The 25,804-nt window shown below is 72.0% G+C and carries 24 protein-coding genes and 1 tRNA gene; 13 read left to right on the top strand and 12 right to left on the bottom strand.

Annotated features, from left to right (window positions below; translation table 11 throughout):
- Nucleotides 1-97 precede the first annotated feature (97 nt).
- Complete coding sequence (gene paaN, locus ACZ4VF_RS28555; protein ID WP_467929501.1) at nt 98-1,792, top strand: phenylacetic acid degradation protein PaaN; 1,695 nt, start codon at nt 98-100, stop codon at nt 1,790-1,792.
- A 15-nt stretch (nt 1,793-1,807) separates the two neighbouring features.
- On the opposite strand, the gene ACZ4VF_RS28550 is transcribed toward paaN, so the two are convergent.
- From ACZ4VF_RS28550 to ACZ4VF_RS28540, 3 genes are read right to left on the bottom strand one after another with little or no spacing between them, the layout of a single operon-like run.
- A complete protein-coding gene (locus tag ACZ4VF_RS28550) occupies nt 1,808-2,560 on the bottom strand; it encodes a TrmH family RNA methyltransferase (protein ID WP_467929500.1) in 753 nt (250 codons plus the stop codon).
- On the bottom strand, nt 2,557-3,768 hold the full coding sequence (locus ACZ4VF_RS28545) for an HTTM domain-containing protein (protein WP_467929498.1): 1,212 nt from the start codon (nt 3,766-3,768) through the stop codon (nt 2,557-2,559). The genes ACZ4VF_RS28550 and ACZ4VF_RS28545 overlap by 4 nt, the downstream gene beginning before the upstream one ends.
- Nucleotides 3,765-4,556 carry a DUF5819 family protein gene (locus tag ACZ4VF_RS28540; protein WP_467929664.1) on the bottom strand — a complete coding sequence of 264 codons (792 nt, stop codon included), beginning with the start codon at nt 4,554-4,556 and terminating at the stop codon, nt 3,765-3,767. The genes ACZ4VF_RS28545 and ACZ4VF_RS28540 overlap by 4 nt, the downstream gene beginning before the upstream one ends.
- Nucleotides 4,557-4,971: 415 nt before the next feature.
- Between ACZ4VF_RS28540 and paaA the strand changes: the two genes are divergently transcribed.
- The 6 genes from paaA to ACZ4VF_RS28510 all read left to right on the top strand — a co-directional run bounded on the left by paaA (nt 4,972) and on the right by ACZ4VF_RS28510 (nt 10,007).
- A complete protein-coding gene (gene paaA / locus ACZ4VF_RS28535) occupies nt 4,972-5,988 on the top strand; it encodes a 1,2-phenylacetyl-CoA epoxidase subunit PaaA (RefSeq protein WP_467929497.1) in 1,017 nt (338 codons plus the stop codon).
- Nucleotides 5,985-6,272: a 1,2-phenylacetyl-CoA epoxidase subunit PaaB gene (gene paaB, locus ACZ4VF_RS28530; RefSeq protein ID WP_190016117.1), complete on the top strand. Its 288-nt coding sequence runs from the start codon at nt 5,985-5,987 to the stop codon at nt 6,270-6,272. Before paaA ends, paaB begins: the two co-directional genes overlap by 4 nt.
- A 77-nt stretch (nt 6,273-6,349) precedes the next feature.
- Entirely contained in the window at nt 6,350-7,051 is a 702-nt protein-coding gene (gene paaC, locus ACZ4VF_RS28525) for a 1,2-phenylacetyl-CoA epoxidase subunit PaaC (RefSeq protein ID WP_467929663.1), read from the top strand.
- Complete coding sequence (paaD, locus tag ACZ4VF_RS28520) at nt 7,045-7,578, top strand: 1,2-phenylacetyl-CoA epoxidase subunit PaaD (RefSeq protein WP_467929496.1); 534 nt, start codon at nt 7,045-7,047, stop codon at nt 7,576-7,578. The genes paaC and paaD overlap by 7 nt, the downstream gene beginning before the upstream one ends.
- Nucleotides 7,578-8,642: a 2Fe-2S iron-sulfur cluster-binding protein gene (locus ACZ4VF_RS28515; protein WP_467929495.1), complete on the top strand. Its 1,065-nt coding sequence runs from the start codon at nt 7,578-7,580 to the stop codon at nt 8,640-8,642. The genes paaD and ACZ4VF_RS28515 overlap by 1 nt, the downstream gene beginning before the upstream one ends.
- A gap of 222 nt (nt 8,643-8,864) precedes the next feature.
- Nucleotides 8,865-10,007: an acyl-CoA dehydrogenase family protein gene (locus tag ACZ4VF_RS28510; RefSeq protein ID WP_467929493.1), complete on the top strand. Its 1,143-nt coding sequence runs from the start codon at nt 8,865-8,867 to the stop codon at nt 10,005-10,007.
- Nucleotides 10,008-10,026: 19 nt separating this feature from the next.
- Here the strand turns inward: ACZ4VF_RS28510 and ACZ4VF_RS28505 are convergent, their stop codons facing one another.
- The 4 genes from ACZ4VF_RS28505 to ACZ4VF_RS28490 all read right to left on the bottom strand — a co-directional run bounded on the left by ACZ4VF_RS28505 (nt 10,027) and on the right by ACZ4VF_RS28490 (nt 13,253).
- Entirely contained in the window at nt 10,027-10,356 is a 330-nt protein-coding gene (locus ACZ4VF_RS28505) for a rhodanese-like domain-containing protein (RefSeq protein ID WP_467929662.1), read from the bottom strand.
- Between the two features lie 48 nt (nt 10,357-10,404).
- Nucleotides 10,405-11,217, bottom strand: a complete 813-nt coding sequence (locus ACZ4VF_RS28500) for a hypothetical protein (RefSeq protein ID WP_467929492.1) — start codon at nt 11,215-11,217, stop codon at nt 10,405-10,407.
- 202 nt (nt 11,218-11,419) lie between these two features.
- Nucleotides 11,420-12,844, bottom strand: a complete 1,425-nt coding sequence (locus ACZ4VF_RS28495; RefSeq protein ID WP_467929660.1) for a DUF2252 domain-containing protein — start codon at nt 12,842-12,844, stop codon at nt 11,420-11,422.
- Between the two features lie 325 nt (nt 12,845-13,169).
- Nucleotides 13,170-13,253: transfer RNA gene (locus tag ACZ4VF_RS28490), tRNA-Leu, on the bottom strand.
- A gap of 698 nt (nt 13,254-13,951) precedes the next feature.
- Here ACZ4VF_RS28490 and ACZ4VF_RS28485 point away from each other — a divergent pair.
- The 6 genes from ACZ4VF_RS28485 (at nt 13,952) to pknB (ending at nt 22,289) form a co-directional block, all read left to right on the top strand.
- Complete coding sequence (locus tag ACZ4VF_RS28485) at nt 13,952-14,815, top strand: FhaA domain-containing protein (protein ID WP_467929491.1); 864 nt, start codon at nt 13,952-13,954, stop codon at nt 14,813-14,815.
- Nucleotides 14,816-14,825: 10 nt separating this feature from the next.
- Nucleotides 14,826-15,359 (top strand): FHA domain-containing protein FhaB/FipA, encoded by a 534-nt coding sequence (locus tag ACZ4VF_RS28480; RefSeq protein WP_467929490.1) that lies wholly within the window; start codon nt 14,826-14,828, stop codon nt 15,357-15,359.
- Between the two features lie 140 nt (nt 15,360-15,499).
- On the top strand, nt 15,500-17,122 hold the full coding sequence (locus ACZ4VF_RS28475) for a Stp1/IreP family PP2C-type Ser/Thr phosphatase (RefSeq protein WP_467929659.1): 1,623 nt from the start codon (nt 15,500-15,502) through the stop codon (nt 17,120-17,122).
- Nucleotides 17,123-17,149: 27 nt separating this feature from the next.
- Nucleotides 17,150-18,601 carry an FtsW/RodA/SpoVE family cell cycle protein gene (locus ACZ4VF_RS28470; protein WP_467929488.1) on the top strand — a complete coding sequence of 484 codons (1,452 nt, stop codon included), beginning with the start codon at nt 17,150-17,152 and terminating at the stop codon, nt 18,599-18,601.
- Entirely contained in the window at nt 18,598-20,088 is a 1,491-nt protein-coding gene (locus ACZ4VF_RS28465; RefSeq protein ID WP_467929487.1) for a peptidoglycan D,D-transpeptidase FtsI family protein, read from the top strand. Before ACZ4VF_RS28470 ends, ACZ4VF_RS28465 begins: the two co-directional genes overlap by 4 nt.
- A gap of 194 nt (nt 20,089-20,282) precedes the next feature.
- A complete protein-coding gene (pknB, locus tag ACZ4VF_RS28460; protein ID WP_467929486.1) occupies nt 20,283-22,289 on the top strand; it encodes a Stk1 family PASTA domain-containing Ser/Thr kinase in 2,007 nt (668 codons plus the stop codon).
- Between the two features lie 84 nt (nt 22,290-22,373).
- Here pknB and ACZ4VF_RS28455 read toward each other — a convergent pair whose 3' ends face one another.
- From ACZ4VF_RS28455 to ACZ4VF_RS28435, 5 genes are all read right to left on the bottom strand, one after another.
- A complete protein-coding gene (locus ACZ4VF_RS28455) occupies nt 22,374-23,135 on the bottom strand; it encodes a class E sortase (protein WP_467929484.1) in 762 nt (253 codons plus the stop codon).
- 27 nt (nt 23,136-23,162) lie between these two features.
- Nucleotides 23,163-24,269, bottom strand: coding sequence for a class E sortase (locus ACZ4VF_RS28450; RefSeq protein WP_467929482.1), 1,107 nt, complete (start codon nt 24,267-24,269; stop codon nt 23,163-23,165).
- The gene (locus tag ACZ4VF_RS28445; protein ID WP_467929481.1) at nt 24,266-24,904 is read right to left on the bottom strand and encodes an aminodeoxychorismate/anthranilate synthase component II; all 639 of its coding nucleotides are present in this window, start codon (nt 24,902-24,904) and stop codon (nt 24,266-24,268) included. Before ACZ4VF_RS28445 ends, ACZ4VF_RS28450 begins: the two co-directional genes overlap by 4 nt.
- Nucleotides 24,901-25,062, bottom strand: a complete 162-nt coding sequence (locus ACZ4VF_RS28440) for a hypothetical protein (protein ID WP_467929480.1) — start codon at nt 25,060-25,062, stop codon at nt 24,901-24,903. The genes ACZ4VF_RS28445 and ACZ4VF_RS28440 overlap by 4 nt, the downstream gene beginning before the upstream one ends.
- A 62-nt stretch (nt 25,063-25,124) precedes the next feature.
- Nucleotides 25,125-25,790, bottom strand: coding sequence for a class E sortase (locus tag ACZ4VF_RS28435; RefSeq protein WP_467929479.1), 666 nt, complete (start codon nt 25,788-25,790; stop codon nt 25,125-25,127).
- Between the last annotated feature and the right edge of the window lie 14 nt (nt 25,791-25,804).

Here is a 25,804-nt window from a genome sequence, read left to right as displayed (position 1 = left end):
TCGTTCGGTTACTCTAGCTCTGACCGTTCCATCCCGCTGCTCTTTCTGCCAGGTCCGGACTCGAGGGAGAGTCCTCCAGACGAGGAGTTGGTCCCGCATGGCCGCCGAACTGACCGCGCCCGAGCTGATCGCGAAGCACCGGCCCACTCTCGATCAGGCCCTGGAAGCGATCCGCACCCGCGCGTACTGGTCCCCGCACCCCGAGCACCCGAAGGCGTACGGCGAGGGCGGCAGCCTGGACGCGGCGGCGGGCAAGGCCGCCTTCGACGCCCTGCTCGGCAACCGCCTGGACCTCACCGACCAGCCCGGCATCGACGACTGGGTGGGCGAGGAGGTCTCCCCGTACGGCATCGAGCTGGGCGTGACCTACCCGCACGCGGACCTCGACGTGCTGCTGCCCGCGATGGGGGCGGGCCGGCGCGCCTGGCGGGACGCCGGCCCGGAGCTGCGGGCCATGGTGTGCCTGGAGATCCTCAAGCGGATCAGCGACCGCACGCACCAGTTCGCGCACGCGGTCATGCACACGTCCGGCCAGGCGTTCATGATGGCGTTCCAGGCGGGCGGCCCGCACGCCCAGGACCGCGGACTCGAGGCGGTGGCGTACGCGTACGCGGAGCAGATCCGCACGCCCGGCACGGCGGAGTGGACCAAGCCGCAGGGCAAGCGCGACCCGCTGGCGCTGGCCAAGACCTTCACAGCGGTCCCGCGCGGCATCGGCCTGGTCATCGGCTGCAACACCTTCCCGACCTGGAACGGCTACCCGGGCCTGTTCGCCTCCCTGGCCACGGGCAACGCGGTCCTGGTCAAGCCGCACCCGCGCGCCGTGCTGCCGCTCGCGCTCACCGTCCGGATCGCCCGGGACGTGCTCGCCGAGTCGGGTTTCGACCCGAACCTGGTCGCGCTGGCCGCCGAGCGGCCCGGGGAGGGCATCGCCAAGACCCTCGCCCTGCGCCCCGAAATCAAGATCATCGACTACACGGGGTCGACGGCGTTCGGTGACTGGCTGGAGGAGAACGCCCGCCAGGCCCAGGTCTACACGGAGAAGGCCGGCGTCAACACCGTGATCGTGCACTCCACGGACGACTACCAGGGCATGCTGTCCAACCTGGCGTTCTCGCTGTCCCTGTACAGCGGCCAGATGTGCACCACCCCGCAGAACCTGCTCATCCCCCGCGACGGCATCACCACCGACCAGGGCCCCCGGACCTTCGACGAGGTCACCGCCGACCTCGCCCGCGCGGTCGACGGCCTGCTCGGCGACGACGCGCGCGCGAACGCCCTGCTCGGCGCGATCGTCAACCCGGACGTCAAGGCCCGCCTGGAGGCCGCCGCCGGCCTCGGCGAGGTCGCCCTCGCCTCCCGTGAGGTCACCAACCCGGAGTTCCCGGACGCGGTGGTCCGCACCCCCGTCATCGTCAAGCTGGACGGCGCCAAGCCGGACGACGAGGCCGCCTACATGAGCGAGTGCTTCGGCCCCGTCTCCTTCGCCGTCGCGGTCGACTCGGTGACGGACGCGGCCGAGCTGCTGCGGCGCACCGTCCGGGAGAAGGGCGCCATGACGGTCGGCGCCTACACCACGGACGCCGGGGTCGAGGAGGCGATCGAGGAGGTGTGCCTGGAGGAGTCGGCCCAGCTGTCGCTCAACCTCACCGGCGGGGTGTACGTGAACCAGACCGCCGCCTTCTCCGACCTCCACGGCTCGGGCGGCAACCCGGCGGCCAACGCGGCCCTCACCGACGGCGCGTTCGTCGCCAACCGGTTCCGGGTGGTGGAGGTCCGCCGGCAGGCCTGAGCGGACGGCCCGGGTCTAGAACACGGCCCGGGCGCTCCCGGCGCTCCAGTGGTACAGCGTCATCGCCACGCTGGTGGCGAGGTTGTAGCTGGAGACCTGGGGGCGCATCGGCAGCCGCAGCAGGTGGTCGGCCCGGGCCCGCAGCTGCGGTGACAGGCCGGAGCGCTCCGAGCCGAAGGCCAGCACGGCGTCGTCGGGCAGCCTGGTCCCGCGGATGTCCTCACCCTCCGGGTCGAGGGCGAACAGCGGGCCGTGGGGCAGTTCGTCGACGCCGAGGTGCTCCACGGCGGTCGCGAAGTGCAGACCCGCGCCGCCGCGCAGCACCGTGGGGTGCCAGGGGTCGAGGGTGCCCGTGGTGACCACGCCGGTCACCCCGAAACCGGCGGCCAGGCGGATCACCGCGCCCGCGTTGCCGAGGTTGCGGGGGTTGTCCAGGACCACGACGGGCGCGGTGCGCGGTGTACGGCCGAGCGCGCGCAGGCCGGCCTCCCGGGACGGCCGTACCGCGAGGGCGGCCACGCCGGTCGGATGGGGACGCGGGACGAGCGCGGCGTACGCCGTCCGGGGAACCTCCGTCAGGAGGGCGTCCAGGGTGTCGCGTACGTCCCCGGCCAGTTCCCCGGCGAGGGCGAGCGCTGCCTCCCGGTCGGTGGTAACCGCGACCGGCACCTCGGCCCCGAAGCGCAGCGCGTGCTTCAGGGCGTGGAAGCCGTCGAGCAGCACGGCACGGTCCGCGTGCTCACGCCAACGGCTCAGCGGATCGGTCATGCCGTGAACCCTACGCGGTCCGTCGGGCTCTCCTCCGGGGAGCGCGGGGCGGGCACCGTGCGGCCGACGCGCCGGGCGAGCCGTCCGCGCGCGCGTGCGGCCAGGCCGCCCACCCGGCGCAGGAAGGACGTCGGCAGGAAGACCGCGTCCGCGGTGATCATCGCCAGCGAGAAGAACGGCAGTCCGAGGACGACCGCGATCACCGCGTGCTCGATCATCATCAGCGCCAGCAGGACGTTCTTGACCCGCCGGTTGAACAGCGTGAACGGGAAGGCGACCTGCACCATGACCGTTCCGTAGGCCACGAGCAGCAGGATCGTGCCGCTGGACGACATCAGGTCGGCCAGGGCGGGCCAGGGCGAGAAGTAGTCCAGGTGCAGCGGGTAGTAGACGGCGGTGCCGTCCTGCCAGCGCGAGCCCTGGACCTTGTACCAGCCTGCCGTGGCGTAGATCAGGCAGGCCTCCGCCATGATCACGGCCAGGGCGCCGTTGTGCAGGATGTTCGCGACGACGTCCAGCAGGATCCGCGGCTGCTCCCAGGCCGCCCGGCGGCCGACGGCCCACCACAGGCCCAGCCCGGCCCAGATCGTCCACAGCACCGCGGGGATCAGCCAGCCGTTGTCGAACCGGCCGGTCAGCGTCGCCGCGCCGAGCGCCAGGCCGGACACCGCCCACAGCACCGGTCCCGTCCGGTCGGCGGCCGCCCGTTCCCCGCGCGCGCGTGCCGCCGCGCCCTGGGCCGCGCGGCGGGCGTCCAGCGACCACACCTGTCCGCAGCGCGTGAACACCAGGTAGAAGGCCATCAGGTGCAGGACGTTGTCACCGCCGTCACCGATGAAGACACTGCGGTTCTGCAGCGACAGCACGCCCACCATGAACAGCACGGACGAGGTCCGGGTGCGCCAGCCGAGCAGCAGGGCGGCGCTGGCGAGGATGGCCAGCGTGTAGCAGCACTCGAACCACAGCTGTCCGTCGGACCACAGCAGCGCCGTGAAGGCGTGGTTGTCGGCGGTCAGCTCCTTGGCGAGGTTCCAGCCCCACGGCCCGGTGGGGCCGTACAGCTCCTGGCGGTGCGGGAACTCGCGCAGCAGGAACAGCAGCCACGTCCCGGCGAAGCCGATCCGGATCACGGCGCTCTGGTACGGCCCGAGAGCCGCCTCGGTGACCTGGGCGACGCCCCGCGAGAGAGTGAGGGAGAGACGGTTCACCGCACACCTCCCGCGGCCTCGTCGGACGTCAGGGACCACCAGGACAGCAGGCGGTAGACGGGTTTGTCGGACACCCGCTCACGGCTCCACGGCGGCGGCTGCACATTGGTGGTGCTGGAACGGATCTGCACGCGCTGGATCACGCCTTCCCGGCTCGTCGGGTCGTCCCGGTACAGGCGCATGACCACGATCCGGCGCAGGTACTGCTCGGACAGGGAGCCGCGCAGGCCGACGGGACGGTTGTCGGTGCCGTGCGTGGCGCTGAAGAAGTCCCAGGCCCGGCGCAGCAGGTTCTGCTGGGTGTGGCTGGGGGCCAGGTTGCCGTCGATGGCGGCGCCGTCCTGGGCGGACAGGTCGGTCCAGCCGGTGGTGCGCAGCCCGCCGTCCCGCGTCCGCACCTCGGCGCGCACCTGGACGGCGATGTTCTGCTGGAGCGGGTTGGGGGCGAAGAGCTTCCAGTTCTGCTCGAACTCCGGGTACACCCATTCCTCTATCGCCTTGCCGTGCTGCTTCGTCACCGTGTTGGCGGGGGCGAGGCTGAGGAACACCATCAGCAGGTGCACACAGGCGGCCACGGCGACCACCGCGAGCGCGAGCGCCGCGCCGACCTGGTAGCGCGGGGAGAGCGCGGCGACACCGGTGCGGGGCGCGGGCGCGGGCGCGGGTGCCGTTTCCGGCTCGGGGCCGGGGCCGGGGGGCGACGGCGCCGGGGGTTCTTCCGGGAGACGCGTCCCGGCCGACCCGTCCGGGCCCTGCGGGCCCCGCGGATCCTCGTCGTACGCGTCCATTCCGTCCCGTCCCCCGTCTCGGCTCATGCGGTCAGCTCGGTGTCGTCGACTCGGTCGTCCGGCCCGCCGTCCGGCTCGGCGGGTGACCGAGCGGGGCGGACCCCGTGGCGCGGTGCCCGTGCCGGGCGCCGCACGCGGCACGAGCGCCTCGTCTCGACGCTCGCACGGAACGGTACTCAGCCCCGGGCCCCGGGCGCAGCCCCGGGTGCGGACGGAAGCGGTGGCCCTCGCCACGCGAAGCGGGGCCGCGGCCCGCCTCCTCCCCGTCGTCCACAGGTGGCGCGAGGAGTTTTCCACAGCGGTTGACACCCGCGGCGGCCCCGCACACCATGGACTACGCACGGACCGAACGATCGGTCGGGACGCGCTCGGACAGATCAGAGTTCACCGCAGAGCCCGAGGTCAGGGGGACCGCATGGCCACAGCAGCCGCGCAGCCGACCGCCCGCACGGTGGCGGACGGCGCACCGGACACCGCCGGGACGGCGGCCTACCAGCGCGCCTTCGACGCGGCCGTGGCCGCCGACGAACGCATCGAACCGCGCGACTGGATGCCCGACGCCTACCGCGCGACCCTGGTCCGGCAGATCGCCCAGCACGCGCACTCCGAGATCATCGGCATGCAGCCGGAGGCCAACTGGATCACCCGCGCGCCCTCCCTGCGCCGCAAGGCGATCCTGATGGCCAAGGTCCAGGACGAGGCCGGCCACGGCCTGTACCTCTACAGCGCGGCCGAGACCCTCGGCACCAGCCGTGACGAACTGCTCGACAAGCTGCACACCGGCCGCCAGAAGTACTCCTCGATCTTCAACTACCCCACCCTGACCTGGGCCGACGTCGGCGCGATCGGCTGGCTGGTGGACGGCGCCGCGATCACCAACCAGGTCCCGCTGTGCCGCTGCTCCTACGGCCCGTACGCCCGGGCGATGGTGCGGATCTGCAAGGAGGAGTCCTTCCACCAGCGCCAGGGGTACGAACTGCTGCTGGCCCTCAGCAAGGGCACCCCGGAGCAGCACGCCATGGCCCAGGACGCGGTGGACCGCTGGTGGTGGCCGTCGCTGATGATGTTCGGTCCGCCCGACGACGAGTCCCAGCACTCGGCGCAGTCCATGGAGTGGAAGATCAAGCGCCACTCCAACGACGAGCTGCGCCAGCGCTTCGTGGACATCTGCGTCCCCCAGGCCGAGTCCCTGGGCCTCACCCTCCCCGACCCGGAGCTGCGGTGGAACGAAGAGCGGGGGCACCACGACTTCGGCCCCATCGACTGGACCGAGTTCCGGGACGTCCTCAAGGGCAACGGTCCGTGCAACGAACAGCGGATCACCCAGCGCGTACGAGCCCACGACGAGGGCGCATGGGTACGGGAAGCAGCCGCGGCCTACGCGGCCAAGCACGCCGGCGACACCGGTGAGACGGGAGCGACGCGAGCATGAGCACCACCGACTGGCCCCTGTGGGAGGTCTTCGTGCGTTCCCGGCGCGGCCTCTCCCACACCCACGCCGGCAGCCTGCACGCGCCCGACGCCGAACTGGCCCTGCGCAACGCCCGCGACCTGTACACCCGGCGCGGCGAGGGCGTCTCCATCTGGGTCGTCCCGGCCACCGCGATCACCGCCTCCTCGCCGGACGAGAAGGACCCGTTCTTCGAGCCCGCCGCCGACAAGCCCTACCGCCATCCGACCTTCTACGAGATCCCGGAAGGGGTGAAGCACCTGTGACCGCCACCGGCCCCACGGCCCGCGCCGCGGCCTCCACCACGCCCCACCCCGCCTCCGGCACCGCCGCCGCCGTCCCGGTGACCGCCGCGCTCGCCCTCGGCGACGACGCCCTGGTGCTCTCCCACCGCCTGGGGGAGTGGGCCGGACACGCCCCCGTCCTGGAGGAGGAGGTCGCCCTCGCCAACATCGCACTGGACCTGCTCGGTCAGGCCCGGGTGCTGCTGTCCCTGGCCGGCGACGAGGACGAACTGGCCTTCCTGCGCGAGGAACGCGCCTTCCGCAACCTCCAGCTGGTCGAGCAGCCGAACGGCGACTTCGCCCACACCATCGCCCGCCAGCTGTACTTCTCCACCTACCAGCAGCTCCTCTACACCGAACTCGCCGGGACGGACGGCCCGTTCGCCCCGCTCGCCGCGAAGGCGGTCAAGGAGGTCGCCTACCACCGTGACCACGCCGAGCAGTGGACACTGCGGCTCGGCGACGGCACGGAGACCAGCCACGAGCGGATGCGGCGGGCCTGCGACGCGCTGTGGCGGTTCACCGGGGAGATGTTCCAGCCGGTGGAGGGTCTGGAGGCCGACTGGCGTGCGCTGGAGGGCCGTTGGCTGGAGTCCGTCACCGACGTGCTCGGCCGGGCCTCCCTGACCGTCCCGGAGGGCCCGAGGACCGGCGCCTGGTCGGCGGGCGCCGGCCGGCAGGGCCTGCACACCGAGTCGTTCGGCCGGATGCTCGCCGAGATGCAGCACCTGCACCGCAGCCACCCGGGGGCGACATGGTGACCGTCACCGCCCTGGAGGCGGAACTGCTGGAGCTGGCCGGCTCGGTGCCCGACCCCGAGCTGCCCGTGCTCACCCTGCGCGAGCTGGGCGTGCTCCGCGCGGTGCACGTCCGCGGCAGCGACGCGGTGGAGGTCGAGCTGACCCCCACCTACACCGGCTGCCCGGCCATCGAGGCGATGAGCCTGGACATCGAGCGGGTGCTGCGCGCCCACGGCATGCGTGAGGTCACCGTGCGCACGGTGCTCACGCCCGCCTGGTCGACCGACGACATCACGCCCGAAGGCCGGGAGAAACTGCGCGGGTTCGGCATCGCCCCGCCGCGTGTGGGCCACGGCAGCGGCCCGGTGCCGCTGACGCTGGGCCCGACCCGCACCCGGGAGCCGCGGCCCCCGGCCGAACCGGTCCGGTGCCCCCACTGCGGTTCCGCCGAGACCGAGCTGCTGAGCAGGTTCTCCTCCACCGCGTGCAAGGCGCTGCGCCGCTGCCTGGCCTGCCGCGAACCGTTCGACCACTTCAAGGAGTTGTGATGGCCCGCTTCCACCCGCTCCCGGTGGCCGCGGTCGACCGGCTCACCGACGACTCCGTCGCCCTCACCCTCACCGTCCCGCCACAGCTGCGCGAGGAGTACCGGCACGCACCCGGTCAGCACCTCGCGCTGCGCCGCCGGATCGACGGCACGGAGGTCCGGCGCACCTACTCGATCTGCTCCCCCGCCCCCGACCCGGCCGGCGAAGGACCGGAGAGCCTGCGGGTGGGGGTGCGGCTGGTCGAGGGCGGTGCCTTCTCGGCGTACGCGCTGAAGGAGATCAACGTCGGGGACGAGCTGGACGTGATGACCCCGGCGGGCCGCTTCACGCTGGAGCCGGCTCCGGGGCTGTACGCGGCGGTCGTCGGCGGCAGCGGCATCACCCCGGTGCTGTCCATCGTCGCCACGCTGCTGGCGCGTGAGCCGTCGGCCCGGTTCTGTCTGGTCCGCAGCGACCGCACGGCCGCCTCCACGATGTTCCTGGAGGAGGTCGCCGACCTGAAGGACCGCTATCCGGAGCGGCTTCAGCTGGTGACCGTGCTCTCCCGGGAGGAGCAGCAGGCGGGACTGCCGTCGGGCCGCCTCGACCGGGAACGGCTCACGGGGCTGCTGCCCGCGCTGCTGCCGGTGGAGCGGGTGGCGGGCTGGTTCCTGTGCGGGCCCTACGGGCTGGTGCAGGGCGCGGAGCAGGCGCTGCGTGAACTGGGCGTGGACCGGGCGCGGATCCACCAGGAGATCTTCCACGTGGACGCGGGTTCCGCCCCGGCGGCCACCGCTTCGGCACCGGCGCACAGCACCGTCACCGCACGGCTCGACGGCCGCGGCGGCACCTGGCCGGTGCGGGAGGGGGAGTCGCTGCTGGAGACGGTGCTGCGCAACCGGTCCGACGCGCCCTACGCCTGCAAGGGCGGGGTGTGCGGCACCTGCCGGGCCTTCCTGGTCGCGGGCGAGGTGCGCATGGACCGCAACTTCGCGCTGGAGCAGGAGGAGACGGAGGCCGGGTATGTGCTCGCCTGCCAGTCACATCCGCTGACGGAGAGGGTGGAGCTGGACTTCGACCGCTGAGAACCACCCGGCCGCACCGGCCTCGACCGTCCCCTGCTCAACCGCCCGTCCTCGACCGGACCCGCCTCGACCGCACCGCCCTCCACCGGACCCGCCTCGACCGGGACCCGCCTCGACCGTTCCCTTCTCCTGGAACCTGTTCTACCTTGACGGCCCGTCAGATACCGGCAGCCGCATTTCGGTGCGCTGCGGGAGGACCGGACCCCGCCAGGAGGACAGGCCGTGGACTTCACCTTCACCGAGGAGCAGCGGGCGGCGGCCGAGGCGGCGCGGGGGGTGTTCGCCGGGGTCGCGCCGGACGCGGTGCCCAGCCCGGCGCTCACGCCCGGCGCCGTGGCCGAGGGCTTCGACCGGGCGCTGTGGTCCCGGCTGGCCGACGCGGACCTGCTGAGCCTGCTGCTGGCCGAGGCGCACGGCGGGGCGGGCCTGGACGCGATCGCGCTGTGCCTGGTGCTGCGCGAGGCCGGCCGGGTGCTCGCCCGGGTGCCGCTGCTGGAGCACAGCGCCGCCGCCGCGGCCGTGCAGGCCTACGGCGGCCCGGAGCAGGCGGACCGGCTGCTGGCCCGGGCCGGGCGGGGCGAGCTGGTGCTGACCGTCGCGGCCGAGGGGCGTACCGGCCACGACCCGGCCCCGCTGGCCGTCACCGCGCGCCGGGAGGGGCCGGTGTGGCTGCTGGACGGGGTGCAGACGGCGGTGCCGTGGGCGTACGACGCGGACCTGGTCGTCGTACCGGCGCACGTCGAGGGCCCGGGGGCCGAGCGGACCGTGCTGGCGCTGGTGCCGCGTCAGGCCGAGGGGCTGGCGCTCGCCGAGCAGGTCTCCACCAGCGGTGAGCGGCTGGCCGAGCTGCGCCTGCGGTCGGTGCGGCTCGGGCCGCACGAGATGGTCGAGGCCGACGGAGCCTGGGAGTGGCTGCACGGACTGCTGGTGACGGGCACCTGTGCGCTGGCGCTCGGGCTGGGTGAGCGGGTGCTGCGGATGACCGGGGAGTACACCGGCAAGCGGGAGCAGTTCGGCCATCCGATCGCGACGTTCCAGGCGGTGGCCGTGCAGGCCGCGGACCGGTACATCGACCTGCGCGCCATGGAGGCCACCCTGTGGCAGGCCGCGTGGCGGATCGCCTCCGGGGCGTCGGGGGCGCTGCCGGTCGCCGGGGACATCGCCGTGGCGAAGATCTGGGCGGCCGAAGGGGTCCGGCGGGTGGTGCAGACGGCACAGCATCTGCACGGCGGGTTCGGCGCGGACACCGACTACCCGCTGCACCGCTATCACGCCTGGGCCAAGCACCTGGAACTGGCGCTCGGCCCGGCGGCGGCGTACGAGGAGCGGCTGGGCGACCTGCTGGCCGCCCACCCCCTCGGCTGACGGGGCGTGGAGCCCCGGGTCAGAGGACGAAGCCCGGCCGGCCCGCGTCGGTGACGACCGGGCGGCCGGCGGTCTGCCAGTGCTGCATGCCGCCGTCGACGTTGACCGCGTCGATGCCCTGCTGGACCAGATACATGGTCACCTGGGCGGAGCGGCCGCCCGAGCGGCAGATGACGTGGACGCGGCCGTCCTGCGGGGCGGCCTCGGTCAGCTCGCCGTAGCGGGCGACGAACTCGCTGACGGGAATGTGCAGGGCTCCCTCGGCGTGGCCCGCCTGCCACTCGTCGTCCTCGCGGACGTCCAGCAGGAAGTCGCCGTCCTTGAGGTCCGTGACCTGGACCGTGGGCACACCAGCTCCGAAATTCATGGCTCCGACGCTACCCGAAGCCCCGCCGGTTCAGTCCTGTCCCAGCAGGCCGGCCAGCTCCGCCTCCCGCTGGGCGATGTCGGTGCGCAGCCGTTCGGCGATCTCGTCGAGCAGCCCGTCGGGGTCGTCCGGGGCGAGGCGGAGCATGCCGGCGATCGCGCCGTCCTCCAGTTCCCGGGCGACGAGGGTGAGCAGCTCCTTGCGCTGGGCGAGCCATTCGAGGCGGGCGTACAGCTCCTCGGCGGGACTCGGCCGCCGCTCGGGCGGTACCGGGCCGGCGGCCCATTCCGCGGCCAGCTCTGTGAGCAGGGTCTCGTCGCCGCGGGCGTAGGCGGCGTTGACCCGGCTGAGGAACTCCTCGCGCCGCTTGCGCTCGTCCTCCTCCTGGGCGAGGTCGGGGTGGGCCTTGCGGGCCAGGTCGCGGTAGAGCTTGCGGGCCTGCTCGCTGGGCCGTACCCGCTGCGGGGGCCGTACCGGCTGGTCGGTGAGCATGGCGACGGCCTCCGGGAACAGGCCGTCACCGTCCATCCAGCCGTGCAGCAGTTCCTCCACGCCGGGCATCGGCAGCACGCGGGCGCGGGCCTCCGCGGCACGGCGGATGTCCTCGGGGTCGCCGCTGCGGGCGGCCTTCGCCTCGGCGATCTCGGCGTCCAGCTCCTCGATACGGAGGTAGAGCGGGCCGAGCCGCTGCTCGTGGAGGCGGGAGAAGTTCTCCACCTCGACGCGGAAGGTCTCCACGGCGATCTCGTACTCGATCAACGCCTGCTCGGCGGCCCGCACGGCCTGTTCCAGCCGTTCCTCGGGGCGGGGGGCCTGGGACTGGTCGGCTTCCGGGGTCGTCACCCGCCCAGCGTAGCCGCTGCTCCCGGCGCGGACCGGGACCCGGCTCCGGGCTCCGGCTCCCGGCTCGGGCAAACCCCTCACGACCCGCGGGGGCGCTCCCCACGATCCGCGGTGGGCGTTCCCCCCACGACACGCGGCGGCATCTCTTACTCCCCAGCTTGGCCCGACAGGCCTCTCACGCCCCTCAGGCCACAGAGGCCCCTCACGCCCCCAGCTCGGCCTCGATCCGGCCCGCCCTGATGCCCGCGAGCAGGTCGGCGTGGTCCGCCTCCGTACGGTCGGCGTAGGCGACGGCGAAGGCGGCGACGGCCTCGTCCAGTTCCTCGTTCTTGCCGCAGTAGCCAGCGATCAGGCGGGGGTCGGCACTGTGGGAGTGGGCGCGGGCCAGCAGGGCGCCGGTCATGCGGGCGTAGTCGTCGACCTGGTCGGCGGCGAGGGCGGCCGGGTCGACGCTGCCCTTGCGGTTGCGGAACTGGCGCACCTGGTAGGGGCGCCCGTCGACGGTGGTCCAGCCGAGCAGGACGTCGCTGACGACCTGCATCCGCTTCTGCCCGAGCACCACCCGGCGCCCCTCGTGCTCCGCCGGCGGGGCCGGGAAGCCGGCCGTGGCCAGGTGCGGGAGGAGCGCGGAGGGGCGGGCCTCCTTCACCTGGAGGACCAGGGGCTCGCCGCGGTGGTCGAGGAGCAGCACGACGTAGGACCGGGTGCCGACGCTGCCGGTGCCGACCACGCGGAAGGCGACGTCGTGCACGGCGTGCCGGGCGAGCAGGGGGTGGCGGTCCTCGCCGAGGGTGTCGACGTACGACTCCAGGGACACGACGACCGCAGCGGCCTCGGCGTCGGGTATGCGGCGCAGCACCGGCGGGGCGGGCACGAACCGGCGTCCGCCGTCCGGCGCCGCCTCGGTGGACTTCGCGGCGAACCGGCCGCTGGTGTTGGCCCGGGCCTTCTCCGAGACCCGCTGGAGCGTGCCGAGCAGGTCGTGGGCGTCGGTGTGGGAGACGAGTTCCTCGTCCGCGATGGCGTTCCAGGCGTCGAGCGCGGGCAGCTTGGCCAGCAGCCGCATGGTGCGGCGGTACGCGCCGACCGCGTCCCGGGCCGCGGCGCGGCAGGTGTCCTCGTCGGCGCCCGCCTCGCGGCCGGCGAGGACCAGCGAGGCGGCGAGCCGCTTGAGGTCCCATTCCCAGGGGCCGTGCACGGTCTCGTCGAAGTCGTTGAGGTCGATGACGAGGCCGCCGCGGGCGTCGCCGTACAGACCGAAGTTGGCGGCGTGCGCGTCACCGCATATCTGGGTGCCGATCCCGGTGACGGGGGTGCGGGCGAGGTCGTACGCCATGAGGCCGGCCGAGCCGCGCAGGAAGGCGAAGGGGGTGGCCGCCATCCGGCCCACGCGGAGCGGGGTCAGTTCGGGGATGCGGCCGGTGTTGGACCCGGCCACCGCGCTCACCGCGTCGGGGCGGGCGGCGTCCGGCTCGAACGTGCGGTGGGCGGAGCGCGGCACGCTCGTGCGCAGCGCCTTGCCCTCGTGCTTCGGCGAGCCCTGCGGCGGCCAGTCGGCGAACCCGAGCACCCGCGGCAGCCGACGCGCACCCCCGCCCGCCCCGTCCGCTCGGTCCGCCCCGCCCATGGCGTCCCTTCCGTCCGTGGCCCCCACACCGGTTCCGGTCACCACGACCGCCTCCCCCGAACTGCCCGCACGCCGTCGGACAGGCGCCGGTACGAACATCAACTCGGGGAGACCGTACAACCGGTGGCCGAAACGCGTCAGACCCTGTGGACAACTCCGCCGCCCCGGGAGAGGAAGCGGGAACCGGCGCGCCGACCGTCCTCACCGGGTACGGCCGTTGACGGCCTGAGAGCTTCCTCACACAGGGGCCGGCACTCCCCGCGGGCACATGCCGCCACATACGACGAAGGGCCCATCGTTTTCACGATGGGCCCTTGGCCTTCTGTGCGCGAGGGGGGAGTTGAACCCCCACGCCCTTGCGGGCACTGGAACCTGAATCCAGCGCGTCTGCCTATTCCGCCACCCGCGCATTGGGTGTGTCTTCCGTTTCCGGCCCTTTCGGGCTGGCCCCTTCCGACACCCAGAACATTAGCACGTCGTACGGGGTGGATTCACATCCCTTCCCGCCCGGCCCCCGCCGCCCCGTCCGCGCCGGGCTCTCCGGCCCGCACCGGCCCCCACCGGCCCCGTCGCCCCCGCACCGGCACGCGTCGGCCCTCGCGCGCCGGCCCCGGGCGACGCTCGCGCCGGACCCCCGGGCACCCGCCCCGCCGGCCTCCGGGCGACCGCCGTACCGGTCCGGTACGGCGCGCGTACCGGCTTGGGGCGGCGCACATACCGGCCCGGCCCGGGAGTGGGTGCGTACCGGCCGGCGGAGGCGCGCACCGGGCCGGGGTGGCGCGCGGGTGCGCGGGGGGCGGAGCGCGTATCAAGGAGGCGCGCGTCTCGTATCAACCTCGTACCGGTCCAGGACATCTCACCGGGAGGCGGGCCGGGTCCACAGCCGGGTGCGGGACACTGGTCTTCGCCCCCCTCTACGATCCATGCAGCAGGACACGCACCCGGGAGTTCGAAGGGGAGCCGCTGGGGGAACCGGCTGATTGGCGGGCGCGTAGATACGATCAGTGAGCAGTACCCGGCAGTACCCGGCAGGACGGCCGCCCACACGGCGGCCGAGGCAGCGGCACAGAGCAGGCAAGACGACGGCAGGGACGGAGGAGGTGCCCCATGGGAGTCCTGAAGAAGTTCGAGCAGCGTCTCGAAGGTCTGGTGAACGGCACCTTCGCCAAGGTCTTCAAGTCCGAGGTCCAGCCCGTGGAGATCGCCGGAGCGCTCCAGCGGGAGTGCGACAACAACGCCACCATCTGGAACCGCGACCGCACCGTCGTGCCCAACGACTTCATCGTGGAGCTGAGCGCGCCGGACTACGAGCGCCTCAGCCCCTACTCCGGGCAGCTCGGCGACGAGCTGGCCGGGATGGTGCGCGACTACGCCAAGCAGCAGCGTTACACCTTCATGGGTCCGATCAAGGTCAATCTGGAGAAGGCCGACGACCTGGACACCGGCCTGTACCGGGTGCGCTCGCGCACCCTCGCCTCCTCCAGCAGCCAGCAGGCGGCACCGCAGGCTCCCGGCGCACCGGCCGGCCGCCCCGCAGCGGGCGCCCCTGGCGGCTACGGCTACCCGCCGGCCGCCCCCGCGGGCGCGCCCCCGATGCCGTCCGCGCCGCCGCCCGGCTCCCGCCCCGGCGGGTACGGCTACCCGCAGCCCGCCACCCAGCGGCCCGCCGCGGCCCCGATGAGCGGCGCGCGCACCCGCTACTGGATCGAGATCAACGGCACCCGCCACCAGATCTCCCGCCCGACGCTCGTGCTGGGCCGCAGCACCGACGCCGACGTGCGGATCGACGACCCCGGCGTCTCCCGCCGGCACTGCGAGATCCGGACCGGAACGCCCTCGACGATCCAGGATCTCGGCTCCACCAACGGCATCGTGGTGGACGGGCAGCACACCACCCGCGCTACGCTCCGCGACGGCTCGCGGATCGTCGTGGGCAGCACCACCGTTATCTATAGGCAAGCCGAAGGGTGAAGCGGGGGCAATGTCAGAGCTGACCCTCACGGTCATGCGGCTGGGTTTCCTGGCCGTACTGTGGCTGTTCGTGATCGTGGCCGTGCAGGTCATCCGGAGCGACCTGTTCGGTACGCGCGTCACCCAGCGCGGATCGCGTAGGGAGGCGGCCCGGCCGCAGCAGACGGGCGGCCGGCAGCAGGCCCGGCAGCAGGCCGCGCCGCCGCCGCAGCGCGCCCAGCAGGGCGGTGGCGGCCGCCGCGGCCGCAACGCCCCCACCAAGCTGGTCGTGACCGAGGGCACACTGACGGGCACCACCGTCGCGCTCCAGGGCCAGACCATCACCCTGGGCCGGGCGCACGACTCCACGATCGTGCTGGACGACGACTACGCCTCCAGCCGCCATGCCAGGATCTACCCGGACCAGGGCGGGCAGTGGATCGTCGAGGATCTCGGCTCCACCAACGGCACCTACCTGGACCGGTCCCGGCTGACGACCCCCACACCGATCCCGCTGGGCGCGCCGATCCGCATCGGCAAGACCGCAATCGAGCTGCGGAAGTAGTGCTACGTCATGGATAAGCGCGAGCGGAGCGAGCACGCAGCGGCAGGCCGCCACCCGGTCTCCGGCGCGCTCCCGACCGGAGGGTGGGCAGTGTGGCTCGACACGACCGGCTGTACCCGGAGCCGACGGGCGAGGTGCGCATGAGTCTGTCACTGCGCTTCGCCGCCGGATCGCACAAGGGCATGATCCGGGAGGGCAACGAGGACTCCGGTTACGCCGGTCCGCGCCTGCTCGCCATCGCCGACGGCATGGGCGGCCAGGCCGCGGGCGAGGTCGCCTCCTCCGAAGTCATCTCCACCCTGGTCACGCTCGACGACGACGTGCCCGGCTCCGACATCCTCACCTCGCTCGGCACCGCCGTGCAGCGCGCCAACGACCAGCTGCGCTCCATGGTCGAGGAGGACCCGCAGCTGGAGGGCATGGGCACGACCCTCACCGCCCTGCTGTGGACCGGCCAGCGGCTCGGTCTCGTCCACGTCGGCGACTCGCGCGCGTACCTGCTCCGTGACGGTGTGCTCTCCCAGATCACCCAGGACCACACCTGGGTGCAGCGGCTCGTGGACGAGGGCCGGATCACCGAAGAGGAAGCCACCACCCACCCGCAGCGCTCCCTGCTGATGCGCGCCCTGGGCAGCGGCGACCACGTCGAGCCCGACCTGTCGATCCGCGAGGTCCGGGCCGGCGACCGCTACCTGATCTGCTCCGACGGCCTGTCCGGCGTGGTCTCCCACCAGACGATGGAGGAGACCCTCGCCAGCTACCAGGGCCCGCAGGAGACCGTGCAGGAGCTGATCCAGCTCGCCCTGCGCGGCGGTGGCCCCGACAACATCACGGTCATCGTCGCCGACGTGCTCGACCTCGACACCGGGGACACCCTCGCCGGGCAGCTCTCCGACCAGCCGGTGGTGGTCGGCGCCGTCGCCGAGAACCAGCACCACCTGCACGACAACGGCATCATGCAGACCCCGGCCGGCCGCGCCTCCCACCTGGGCCGCCAGGGCCAGGGGCACGGGGGCGGCGAGTTCGGCCCGCCCGGTTCCGGCGACAGCGCCGGGTACGCCCCGGCCGGCAGCTTCGACGACTACGCCGACGACGACCTCACCAAGCCGCGCAAGCGGCGCAGATGGCTGAAGACCTCGCTCTACGGCGCCCTCGCGCTCGCCGTCGTCGGCGGCGGCCTCTACGGCGGCTACCGCTGGACGCAGACGCAGTACTACGTCGGTGCCAACGACGAGCACATCGCCCTGTACCGCGGGATCAGCCAGGACCTGGCCTGGGTGTCGCTGTCGAAGGTGGAGAAGGACCACCCCGAGATCGAACTCAAGTACCTGCCGCCGTACCAGCAGAAGCAGGTGAAGGCCACGATCCCGGAGGGCGGCCTGGAGGCGGCCCGGACCAAGGTCGACGAACTGGCCGTGCAGGCCTCCGCCTGCCGCAAGCAGGCCGAGCGCAAGGCCGCCGAGGACGCGCTGAACAACGCCCGGAAGAACCAGGACAAGACCGGCAGGGCGGGTCGGAACACGACCGGCGGCACCACCGGCACCACCGGCGCGAACAGCACCTCCGGCACCACCACGCAGACCGCCTTCGTCAAGGCCTCCCCGACCCCGAACCCGTCGGCCTCGAAGACGTCGCCGACGTCGCCGACGTCCCCGGCGTCCCCTTCGAAGTCTCCGTCCACGACCCCGTCCGCGACCCCCAGCCCCGGCCCCACTCTCTCGGAGGACGAGCAGAAGGTCGTCTCGCTGTGCGGTAAGCAGTAGGCAAGCCGTGAGAGGCCCTGTCACACGATGAGCAGTACAACGAACTCGCCGACGCATCACACGTCCACGATCGGCGCCATCGGCGCGCCGAGCCGCCGCAACACCGAGCTGGCCCTGCTGGTCTTCGCCGTGGTCATCCCGGTGTTCGCCTATGCCAACGTGGGCCTGGCCATCGACGACCAGGTCCCCGCGGGCCTGCTGAGCTACGGCCTCGGCCTCGGCCTGCTGGCCGGCGTCGCCCACCTCGCCGTACGCAAGTTCGCGCCGTACGCGGACCCGCTGCTGCTGCCGCTGGCCACCCTGCTCAACGGGCTGGGCCTGGTGTGCATCTGGCGGCTGGACCAGTCCAAGCTGCTGCAGTCGTTGAGGGGCTTCTCACCGGCCGCTCCTCGCCAACTGCTGTACATCGCGCTCGCCATCGCTTTGTTCACCGTGGTGCTGATCTTCCTGAAGGACCACCGGGTCCTGCAGCGCTACACCTACATCTCGATGTTCGCCGCATTGGTCCTGCTGATCCTGCCGCTGGTGCCGGGCCTCGGGGCCAACATCTACGGCGCGAAGATCTGGATCAGGATTCCCGGCCTGGGGTCCCTCCAGCCCGGCGAGTTCGCCAAGATCGTTCTCGCGATCTTCTTCGCCGGCTACCTGATGGTGAAGCGCGACGCCCTGGCCCTCGCCAGCCGCCGCTTCATGGGCCTCTACCTGCCGCGTGGCCGTGACCTCGGCCCGATCCTGGTCGTCTGGGCGATCTCGATCCTCATCCTCGTCTTCGAGACCGACCTCGGCACCTCGCTGCTGTTCTTCGGCATGTTCGTGATCATGCTGTACGTCGCCACCGAGCGGACCAGCTGGATCGTCTTCGGTCTGCTGATGTCCGCGGCCGGCGCTGTCGGCGTGGCGAGCTTCGAGCCGCACATTCAGACGCGTGTGAATGCCTGGCTCAACCCGATGCGCGAGTACGAGCTGAGTCGCCAGATCACGCACGACGGCATCCTCCACTCCGACCAGCTGCAGCAGTCCCTGTGGGCATTCGGCTCCGGCGGTACCCTCGGCAGCGGCTGGGGCCAGGGTCACTCCGACCTGATCAAGTTCGCGGCCAACTCCGACTTCATCCTCGCCACGTTCGGTGAGGAGCTGGGCCTGGCCGGCGTCATGGCGATCCTGCTGATCTACGGCCTGATCGTGGAGCGCGGCGTGCGCACCGCCCTCGCCGCCCGCGACCCCTTCGGCAAGCTGCTCGCCGTCGGCCTCTCCGGCGCCTTCGCCCTCCAGGTCTTCGTGGTGGCCGGCGGTGTCATGGGCCTCATCCCGCTGACCGGTATGACCATGCCGTTCCTGGCCTCCGGTGGTTCCTCCGTGCTGGCCAACTGGGCGTTGATCGCCATCCTGATCCGCATCAGCGACACCGCCCGTCGCCCGGCCCCCACCCCCGCCGGCAACCCCGACGCCGAGATGACCCAGGTGGTCCGCCCGTCATGAACAAGCCCCTGCGCCGGATCGCGATCTTCTGCGGCCTGCTCATGCTGGCCCTGCTGATCCGGGACAACTACCTGCAGTACGTCCGGGCCGACGGCCTCAAGGACGACCCAAAGAACCGCCGCGTCACCATCGCCCGCTACTCCACCCCGCGCGGCGACATCATCGTGTCCGGCGGCGACTCGATCACCGGGTCCGCCGAGAACGGCAGCAAGACCGGTCTGAACGACCTCAAGTACAAGCGCACCTACAAGAACGGCCCCATGTGGGCCCCGGTCACCGGCTACGCCTCCCAGGCCTTCGGCGCCACCCAGCTGGAGTCCATCGAGGACGGCATCCTCACCGGCAACGACGACCGGCTGTTCTTCCGCAAGACGCTGGACATGATCACCGGCAAGGAGCAGCAGGGCGGCAACGTCGTCACCACGCTCAACGCCGACGCGCAGAAAGCCGCCTTCGAGGGTCTGAAGAAGCGCGGCGGCAAGGGCGCGGTCGTCGCCCTGGAGCCCTCCACCGGCAAGATCCTGGCGCTGGCCTCCTACCCGTCGTACGACCCCTCGTCCTTCGCGGGCAACACCGACGAGGACGCCAAGGCCTGGAAGAAGCTCCAGAAGAAGTACAACCCGAACGACCCGATGCTGAACCGGGCGCTGCGCGAGACCTACCCGCCGGGTTCCACCTTCAAGGTGGTCACGGCCGCCGCGGCGCTGGAGAACGGCAAGTACACCTCGGCCGACGAGAAGACCGAGTCGCCGCTGCCGTGGACCATGCCGGGCACCACGACCCAGCTGAAGAACGAGGGCGACATCCCCTGCGAGAACGCCACCATGCGGGAGGCGCTGCGGGTGTCCTGCAACACCGTCTTCGGCAAGATCGGCTCCGACCTGGGCAACGACAAGATGCTCGCCGAGGCGAAGAAGTTCGGCTTTGACTCCGAGCAGTTCGTCCCGGTCCGCTCCAGCGCCTCGGTCTTCTCCGACGACATGAACCAGTCGCAGACCGCGCTGTCCTCCATCGGTCAGTACAACACCGCGGCCACCCCGCTGCAGATGGCGATGGTCGCCTCCGCGGTCGCCAACGACGGCAAGCTGATGAAGCCGTACATGGTCGACTCGCTGGAGTCCTCCACCCTGGACCCGGTCGCCACGACCCAGCCGGAGGAGCTGAGCCGGCCGCTGTCGCCGAAGAACGCGCAGATCCTGCAGGACATGATGAAGACGGTGGTCGAGAAGGGCACCGGTACCAACGCGCGGATCAGCGGCGTCACGGTCGGCGGCAAGACCGGCACCGCCCAGCACGGCGTCGAGAACAGCGAGAACCCGTACGCCTGGTTCATCTCCTTCGCCAAGCTGCCCGACGGCAGCTCCCCGGTCGCCGTGGCCGTGGTGGTCGAGGACGAGAGCGCCAACCGCGACGACATCTCCGGCGGCGGCCTGGCCGCGCCGATCGCGAAGAACGTCATGGAGGCGGTCATCAACTCCAAGAAGTGACCGCAGCCGATCACCGGAAGTGACGCCGCTCACATCACCTTCACATCGCCGCACGTTGCGGTACCGGTCCTGTATCGGGTTACGGGCTTGGCCAGGTCACACAGAGCGAGCCGGGTACGGTAGGCCCGGACGGCAGCCTCGGCCGCGCACAGGGATGCGCTGCCGAGACCGACGGAGAGGGCTGGTAGGTAGCTATGGAAGAGCCGCGTCGCCTCGGCGGCCGGTACGAGCTGGGCCAGGTGCTCGGCCGCGGTGGCATGGCGGAGGTCTATCTCGCGCATGACACCCGCCTCGGCCGCACCGTGGCGGTGAAGACGCTGCGTGCGGACCTCGCGCGCGACCCGTCCTTCCAGGCCCGGTTCCGCCGGGAGGCCCAGTCGGCCGCCTCGCTCAACCATCCCGCGATCGTCGCGGTCTACGACACGGGCGAGGACTACATCGACGGGGTCTCCATCCCGTACATCGTGATGGAGTACGTCGACGGTTCCACGCTGCGTGAGCTGCTGCACTCCGGCCGCAAGCTGCTGCCCGAGCGTGCCATGGAGATGACCATCGGCATCCTCCAGGGCCTGGAGTACGCGCACCGCAGCGGCATCGTCCACCGGGACATCAAGCCGGCCAACGTCATGCTGACCCGCAACGGCCAGGTCAAGGTGATGGACTTCGGCATCGCCCGCGCCATGGGCGACGCCGGCATGACCATGACCCAGACCGCGGCCGTCATCGGCACCGCCCAGTACCTCTCCCCGGAGCAGGCCAAGGGCGAGCAGGTCGACGCCCGCTCGGACCTGTACTCGACCGGTTGTCTCCTCTACGAGCTGCTGACGGTACGGCCGCCCTTCGTGGGCGACTCCCCGGTGGCCGTGGCCTACCAGCACGTCCGCGAGGAGCCCCAGGCGCCGAGCGTCTTCGACCCGGAGATCACCCCGGAGATGGACGCGATCGTCCTGAAGGCGCTGGTCAAGGACCCGAACTACCGCTACCAGTCGGCCGACGAGATGCGCGCCGACATCGAGGCGTGCCTGGACGGCCAGCCGGTCGCGGCCACGGCCGCGATGGGCGCGGTCGGCTACGGCGGCTACCCCGACGACCAGCAGACCACCGCCCTGCGCTCGGAGTCCCCGGCCGGAGCGACCGCCATGCTCCCGCCGATGAACGCCGACGACGGCGGTTACGGCTACGACGACCGCCCGGACCGCCGCCGCCAGCAGCAGAAGAAGTCCAACACCTCGACGATCCTGCTGGTCGTCGCGGGCCTGCTGGTCCTGGTCGGCGCGATCCTGATCGGCAAGTGGGCGTTTCCCGGCGACGGCGGGGGCGACGGCAAGGTGACCGTGCCGTCGTTCGTGGGCCAGCCGGAGAAGACGGCCCGCAAGATGGCCGCCAACGTCGACCTCGAGGTGACGGTCACCAAGAAGGAGTGCGAGAAGCAGCCCACGGGCAACGTGTGCTCCCAGAACCCCGACAAGGGGGAGAAGGTCGACAAGAACACCACCGTCACCCTGGTGGTGTCCACGGGCGCGCCGAAGGTCACCGTGCCGGACGTCCGCGGCATCCAGTTCGACCAGGCCGCGGACCAGCTCAAGGAGAAGGGCTTCCAGGTCGACAAGAAGACCCAGGTGTCCACCCAGACGCCCGATGTCGTCATCACCCAGGACCCGGCGGGCGGCATCAGCAAGGAGAAGGGCACCACGATCACCCTCACGGTCGCCAAGGCCGAGGAGAAGGTGGCCGTGCCCGACGTCACCGGCAAGTCCTGTGACGAGGCGAAGGCCGAACTCCAGGCCAAGGGTCTGGTGCCGACCTGCAACGACACCGCGGTCACCGACCCGGCCCAGGACGGCAAGGTGCAGAGCACCAACCCGGCCGCGGGCCAGCCGGTCGCGAAGAACACCAACGTGGTGATCAACGTCGGCAAGGCGCAGGAGCAGCAGAAGACGCAGGTCCCGGACGTCCGTGGCCGCACGGTCGCGGTGGCCCGGCAGATCCTGAACGCCGCCGGCTTCACGAACATCCAGTTCGCCCCGGGCAGCGACGGCAGCGACACTGCGTTCGTCGCCTCCCAGGACCCGAAGCAGAACGAGAAGGTCGACGACCCGGCCGGCACCACGATCACGCTGACGACCGTGGGCATCGGCCAGGGGAACAACGGCGGCGGCAACGGCAACGGCGGCGGCCTCTTCGGCGGCAACGGCGGCTGACGCCCGGAGGGCGGATGCGCGTGGGCCCCGGCCGGGACTGTCCGGCCGGGGCCCACGCGTGTCCGGTGTGTCACACCCCCGCGGTCAGCCCCGCAGTTCCCTCGGCAGGGTCCGGGCCGCGTCCACCTTCTGCACCCGGACCAGTTCCCCCCACACCACGTACCGGTACCGGGAGGTGTAGACGGGGGTGCAGGTCGTCAGGGTGATGTAGTGGCCCGGCTTCTTCCTGCCGGACTCCTTGGGGACGGGGGAGAGGACCTTGACGTTGTACTTCGAGGTCTCGGGGAGGACCGAGTAGACCTTGTAGACGTACCAGTCGTCCCGGGTCTCGAAGACGATCGGGTCGCCCTTCTCGATCTTGTCGATGTTGTGGAACTTGGCGCCGTGCCCGTCCCGGTGGGCGGCGACGGAGAAGTTGCCGTCCTTGCCGGTCGTGGGGAGCGTGGCCTTGACCGGGTCGGTGTAGTAGCCCGCCACGCCGTCGTCGAGGACGTCCGTGCCCGTGCCCTTCTCGACCAGCACCTCGCCGTTGCGCATCGCCGGCACGTGCAGGAAGCCGATGCCGTCCCTGGTGTCGAGCGCGCCGGGACCGGACTCCTTCTGCTCGGCCCAGTGCTCGCGGACCTTGTCGGCCTGCCGGTCCGCCTTGCGGTCCGCTATCACGTTCGTCCACCACAGCGAGTAGACGACGAACAGGCCGAGCAGCACGCCCGCCGTGATGAGGAGTTCCCCGAAGACGCTGACCGCCAGCGCGATGCGGCCGGGGCGCCGGCGGCGCGGAGCGGGATCCGCGGCCGGCCCGGACCCGTCCGTGGTCTCTTCGGTCTCGTCGGCGGTCGCTGCCACAGTTCCTCTGCCCTTACTCGATGAGCCCTACTCGATGAGCGCGTCCGGCTTGCCCCTGCTGCGCGGGCGTTCCTGGACCATCTTGCCCCAGACGATCAGCCGGTACTTGCTGGTGAACTCCGGCGTGCAGGTGGTGAGGGTGATGTAGCGCCCGGGCCCGGTGAAGCCGGAGCCCGGCGGGACCGGGTCGAGCACGCTGGTGTTGCTCGGCGGGGTCACCGGCAGCGTCGAGGTCACCTTGTACACGAAGTACGTGTCCTGCGTCTCGACCACGACCGCGTCGCCGGGCGTCAGCCGGTTGATGTACCGGAACGGTTCACCGTGGGTGTTGCGGTGCGCCGCGAGACCGAAGTTGCCGCTCTTCGCGTCGGGCATCGCCGTCTTCAGCGGGGCCTCGCCGTAGTGCCCGACCATGCCCTTGTCGAGGACCCTCTTGTTGCTGACGCCCTCCGCGATGGGCGCCACCACGTCCAGCTTCGGGATGTGCAGGATGGCGAAGCCCTGCCCCGGCTCGAAGACGCCCGGGTTGCGCTTGCCCCTGGCCCAGTCGTCCTGGAGCTGGTGCGTCTCGCTGCCGGCCTGCGCGTGCGCGCGGACGTTGGTCCACCACAGCTGGTAGGTGACGAACAGCAGCATCAGTACGCCGGTGGTGATGAACAGCTCGCCGACCGCCCGGCTCACCAGGGTCGCCGGGCCGGGCCTGGTGAGCCGGGCCTGCCGCCGGGCCTCCACCCGCGTCAGGGGCCGCTGCGGGTCCCGCTGCGCCGCGGGAGGCGCCGCCGTCCGCCGGGTGCCGCCGCCGCGCCGTCGCCCGCCGCGCCGCCTGGCGGCCTTTCTGCGGGCCGCACGGCCGCCGGGTGTGACTCCGGTGGCCGGAGGGGCGGATGAGGCTCCAGGGGCCTCTGTGGGGGCGCCCGCGGCCGGGATCCGCAGCGCCATCGTCTCGTCGTCGACGGGAGCCACCCGGGGCATCGGGGCCGTCGGCGCCTCCCCGGCCGGCCCGGGCGTCACCCGGGGCATCGGGGCCGTCGGCGGGTCCGGCCGGCGGCCCGCGGCCGGCCGCGCACCGGCGGAGGGCTCGTACGGGCTCTCGCCGCCGTACAAGTCCTCGCGCTCGGGGCGCAGCGCGGTCACGCCGTGGCCCTGCCCACCACCGGGGCGAGCCCCGCCGATCTCGCCACGGCACCGTGGTCGCCGCACTCCGCCAGCCAGTTGGCCAGCATCCGGTGCCCGTGCTCGGTCAGCACCGACTCGGGGTGGAACTGCACGCCCTCCACGAGGAGTTCGCGGTGGCGCAGCCCCATGATGATGCCGTCGTGGGTGCGGGCGGTCACTTCCAGCTCGGCCGGGACCGTGGCCGGCTCGGCGGCCAGGGAGTGGTAGCGGGTCGCCGTGAAGGGGGAGGGCAGGCCGGCGAAGACGCCCTTGCCCTCGTGCTCGACCAGCGAGGTCTTGCCGTGCAGCAGCTCGGGCGCCCGGTCGACGACACCGCCGTACGCCACCTGCATCGACTGCATGCCGAGGCACACCCCGAAGACCGGCACCCCGGTCGAGGCGCAGTGCCGGACCATGTCCACGCACACCCCCGCCTCCTCCGGAGTCCCCGGCCCGGGCGACAGCAGCACGCCGTCGAAGCCGTCCTGGGCGTGCGCGGTCGACACCTCGTCGTTGCGCAGCACCTCGCACTCGGCGCCCAGCTGGTACAGGTACTGGACGAGGTTGAAGACGAAGCTGTCGTAGTTGTCGACGACGAGAATCCGCGCACTCACTGGTTGTCCACCGTCACATCGTTGAAGGGCAGCAGCGGTTCGGCCCAGGGGAAGACGTACTGGAAGAGGACGTAGACCACGGCCAGGACCAGTACGAGCGAGAGGAACGCCTTCACCCACGCGTTCCCCGGCAGATGCCGCCAGATCCAGCCGTACATGCCGTCCCTTGCCGTCCCTTCCGTGTCCCTACGGCACCAGACCCACGCCGTACGTCACCAGATTAACGGCGCAGCGCCCTCGGTTCGCCTGTGTCCACGGGCCGGGTGGCGTCGAGGTGCGCCCACACGATCAGCCGGTGGCTGTGGCCCCACTCCGGATCGCACGTCGTCAGGGTCAGATAACGGCCGGGGCGCGCGTACCCCGACTTCCCGGGCACAGGATCGATCACCCCGACGTCCGTCGGCACGGTTTTGTACGGCCCTTTGTCGATCCGATACGTGTACCAGGCGGTCCCGTCGGTCAGCACCACGGCGTCGCCCGGGCGCAGCCGCGGGAAGTCCTTGAAGGGGTCGCCGTAGGTACGCCGGTGGCCGGCGACCGCGAAGTTGCCGGTCCCGCCGAGCCGGGCGGTGCGCGCGTAGTGCCCCAGGCCCTTCTTCAGGACGCCGGTGCCGGTGCCCTCCAGGACGGGCTTGTGCCAGCCGGCCCCCAGGCGCGGGACGTACATGACGGCGAAGGCCTCGCCGGGCGAGTACGGCGCCGGTCCCCGCTGCTCGGCCGGCTGGGCGCCGCGCCGGGCCCAGTGGTGCCGCAGCGTCTCGATCTGGTCGCCCATGACCCGGTCGGCCTTCACCCCGGTCCAGAACAGCACGTAGACCACGAAGAGCACGATCAGGGTGCCGACGGTGATGCACAGCTCGCTGACGGTTCTGACGATCACGCGCACCGGCGGCTCCCGGA

It is taken from the genome of Streptomyces sp. NPDC029151, assembly GCF_055564315.1.
The sequence above is the reverse complement of the archived record's forward strand: the minus strand, read 5'-3'. Positions and strand labels throughout refer to the sequence as shown.

Excerpts from the sequence above, each read along its gene's own strand:
- ACZ4VF_RS28465 (WP_467929487.1), top strand. The coding sequence starts at position 18,598 with ATGAACAAGCCCCTGCGCCGGATCGCGATCTTCTGCGGCCTGCTCATG.
- ACZ4VF_RS28495 (WP_467929660.1), bottom strand. The coding sequence starts at position 12,844 with ATGGGCGGGGCGGACCGAGCGGACGGGGCGGGCGGGGGTGCGCGTCGG.
- paaB (WP_190016117.1), top strand. The coding sequence starts at position 5,985 with ATGAGCACCACCGACTGGCCCCTGTGGGAGGTCTTCGTGCGTTCCCGG.
- pknB (WP_467929486.1), top strand. The coding sequence starts at position 20,283 with ATGGAAGAGCCGCGTCGCCTCGGCGGCCGGTACGAGCTGGGCCAGGTG.
- paaN (WP_467929501.1), top strand. The coding sequence starts at position 98 with ATGGCCGCCGAACTGACCGCGCCCGAGCTGATCGCGAAGCACCGGCCC.
- paaA (WP_467929497.1), top strand. The coding sequence starts at position 4,972 with ATGGCCACAGCAGCCGCGCAGCCGACCGCCCGCACGGTGGCGGACGGC.
- ACZ4VF_RS28540 (WP_467929664.1), bottom strand. The coding sequence starts at position 4,556 with ATGGACGCGTACGACGAGGATCCGCGGGGCCCGCAGGGCCCGGACGGG.
- ACZ4VF_RS28550 (WP_467929500.1), bottom strand. The coding sequence starts at position 2,560 with ATGACCGATCCGCTGAGCCGTTGGCGTGAGCACGCGGACCGTGCCGTG.
- ACZ4VF_RS28475 (WP_467929659.1), top strand. The coding sequence starts at position 15,500 with ATGAGTCTGTCACTGCGCTTCGCCGCCGGATCGCACAAGGGCATGATC.
- ACZ4VF_RS28440 (WP_467929480.1), bottom strand. The coding sequence starts at position 25,062 with ATGTACGGCTGGATCTGGCGGCATCTGCCGGGGAACGCGTGGGTGAAG.
- ACZ4VF_RS28480 (WP_467929490.1), top strand. The coding sequence starts at position 14,826 with ATGTCAGAGCTGACCCTCACGGTCATGCGGCTGGGTTTCCTGGCCGTA.
- ACZ4VF_RS28470 (WP_467929488.1), top strand. The coding sequence starts at position 17,150 with ATGAGCAGTACAACGAACTCGCCGACGCATCACACGTCCACGATCGGC.
- ACZ4VF_RS28515 (WP_467929495.1), top strand. The coding sequence starts at position 7,578 with ATGGCCCGCTTCCACCCGCTCCCGGTGGCCGCGGTCGACCGGCTCACC.
- paaD (WP_467929496.1), top strand. The coding sequence starts at position 7,045 with ATGGTGACCGTCACCGCCCTGGAGGCGGAACTGCTGGAGCTGGCCGGC.
- ACZ4VF_RS28485 (WP_467929491.1), top strand. The coding sequence starts at position 13,952 with ATGGGAGTCCTGAAGAAGTTCGAGCAGCGTCTCGAAGGTCTGGTGAAC.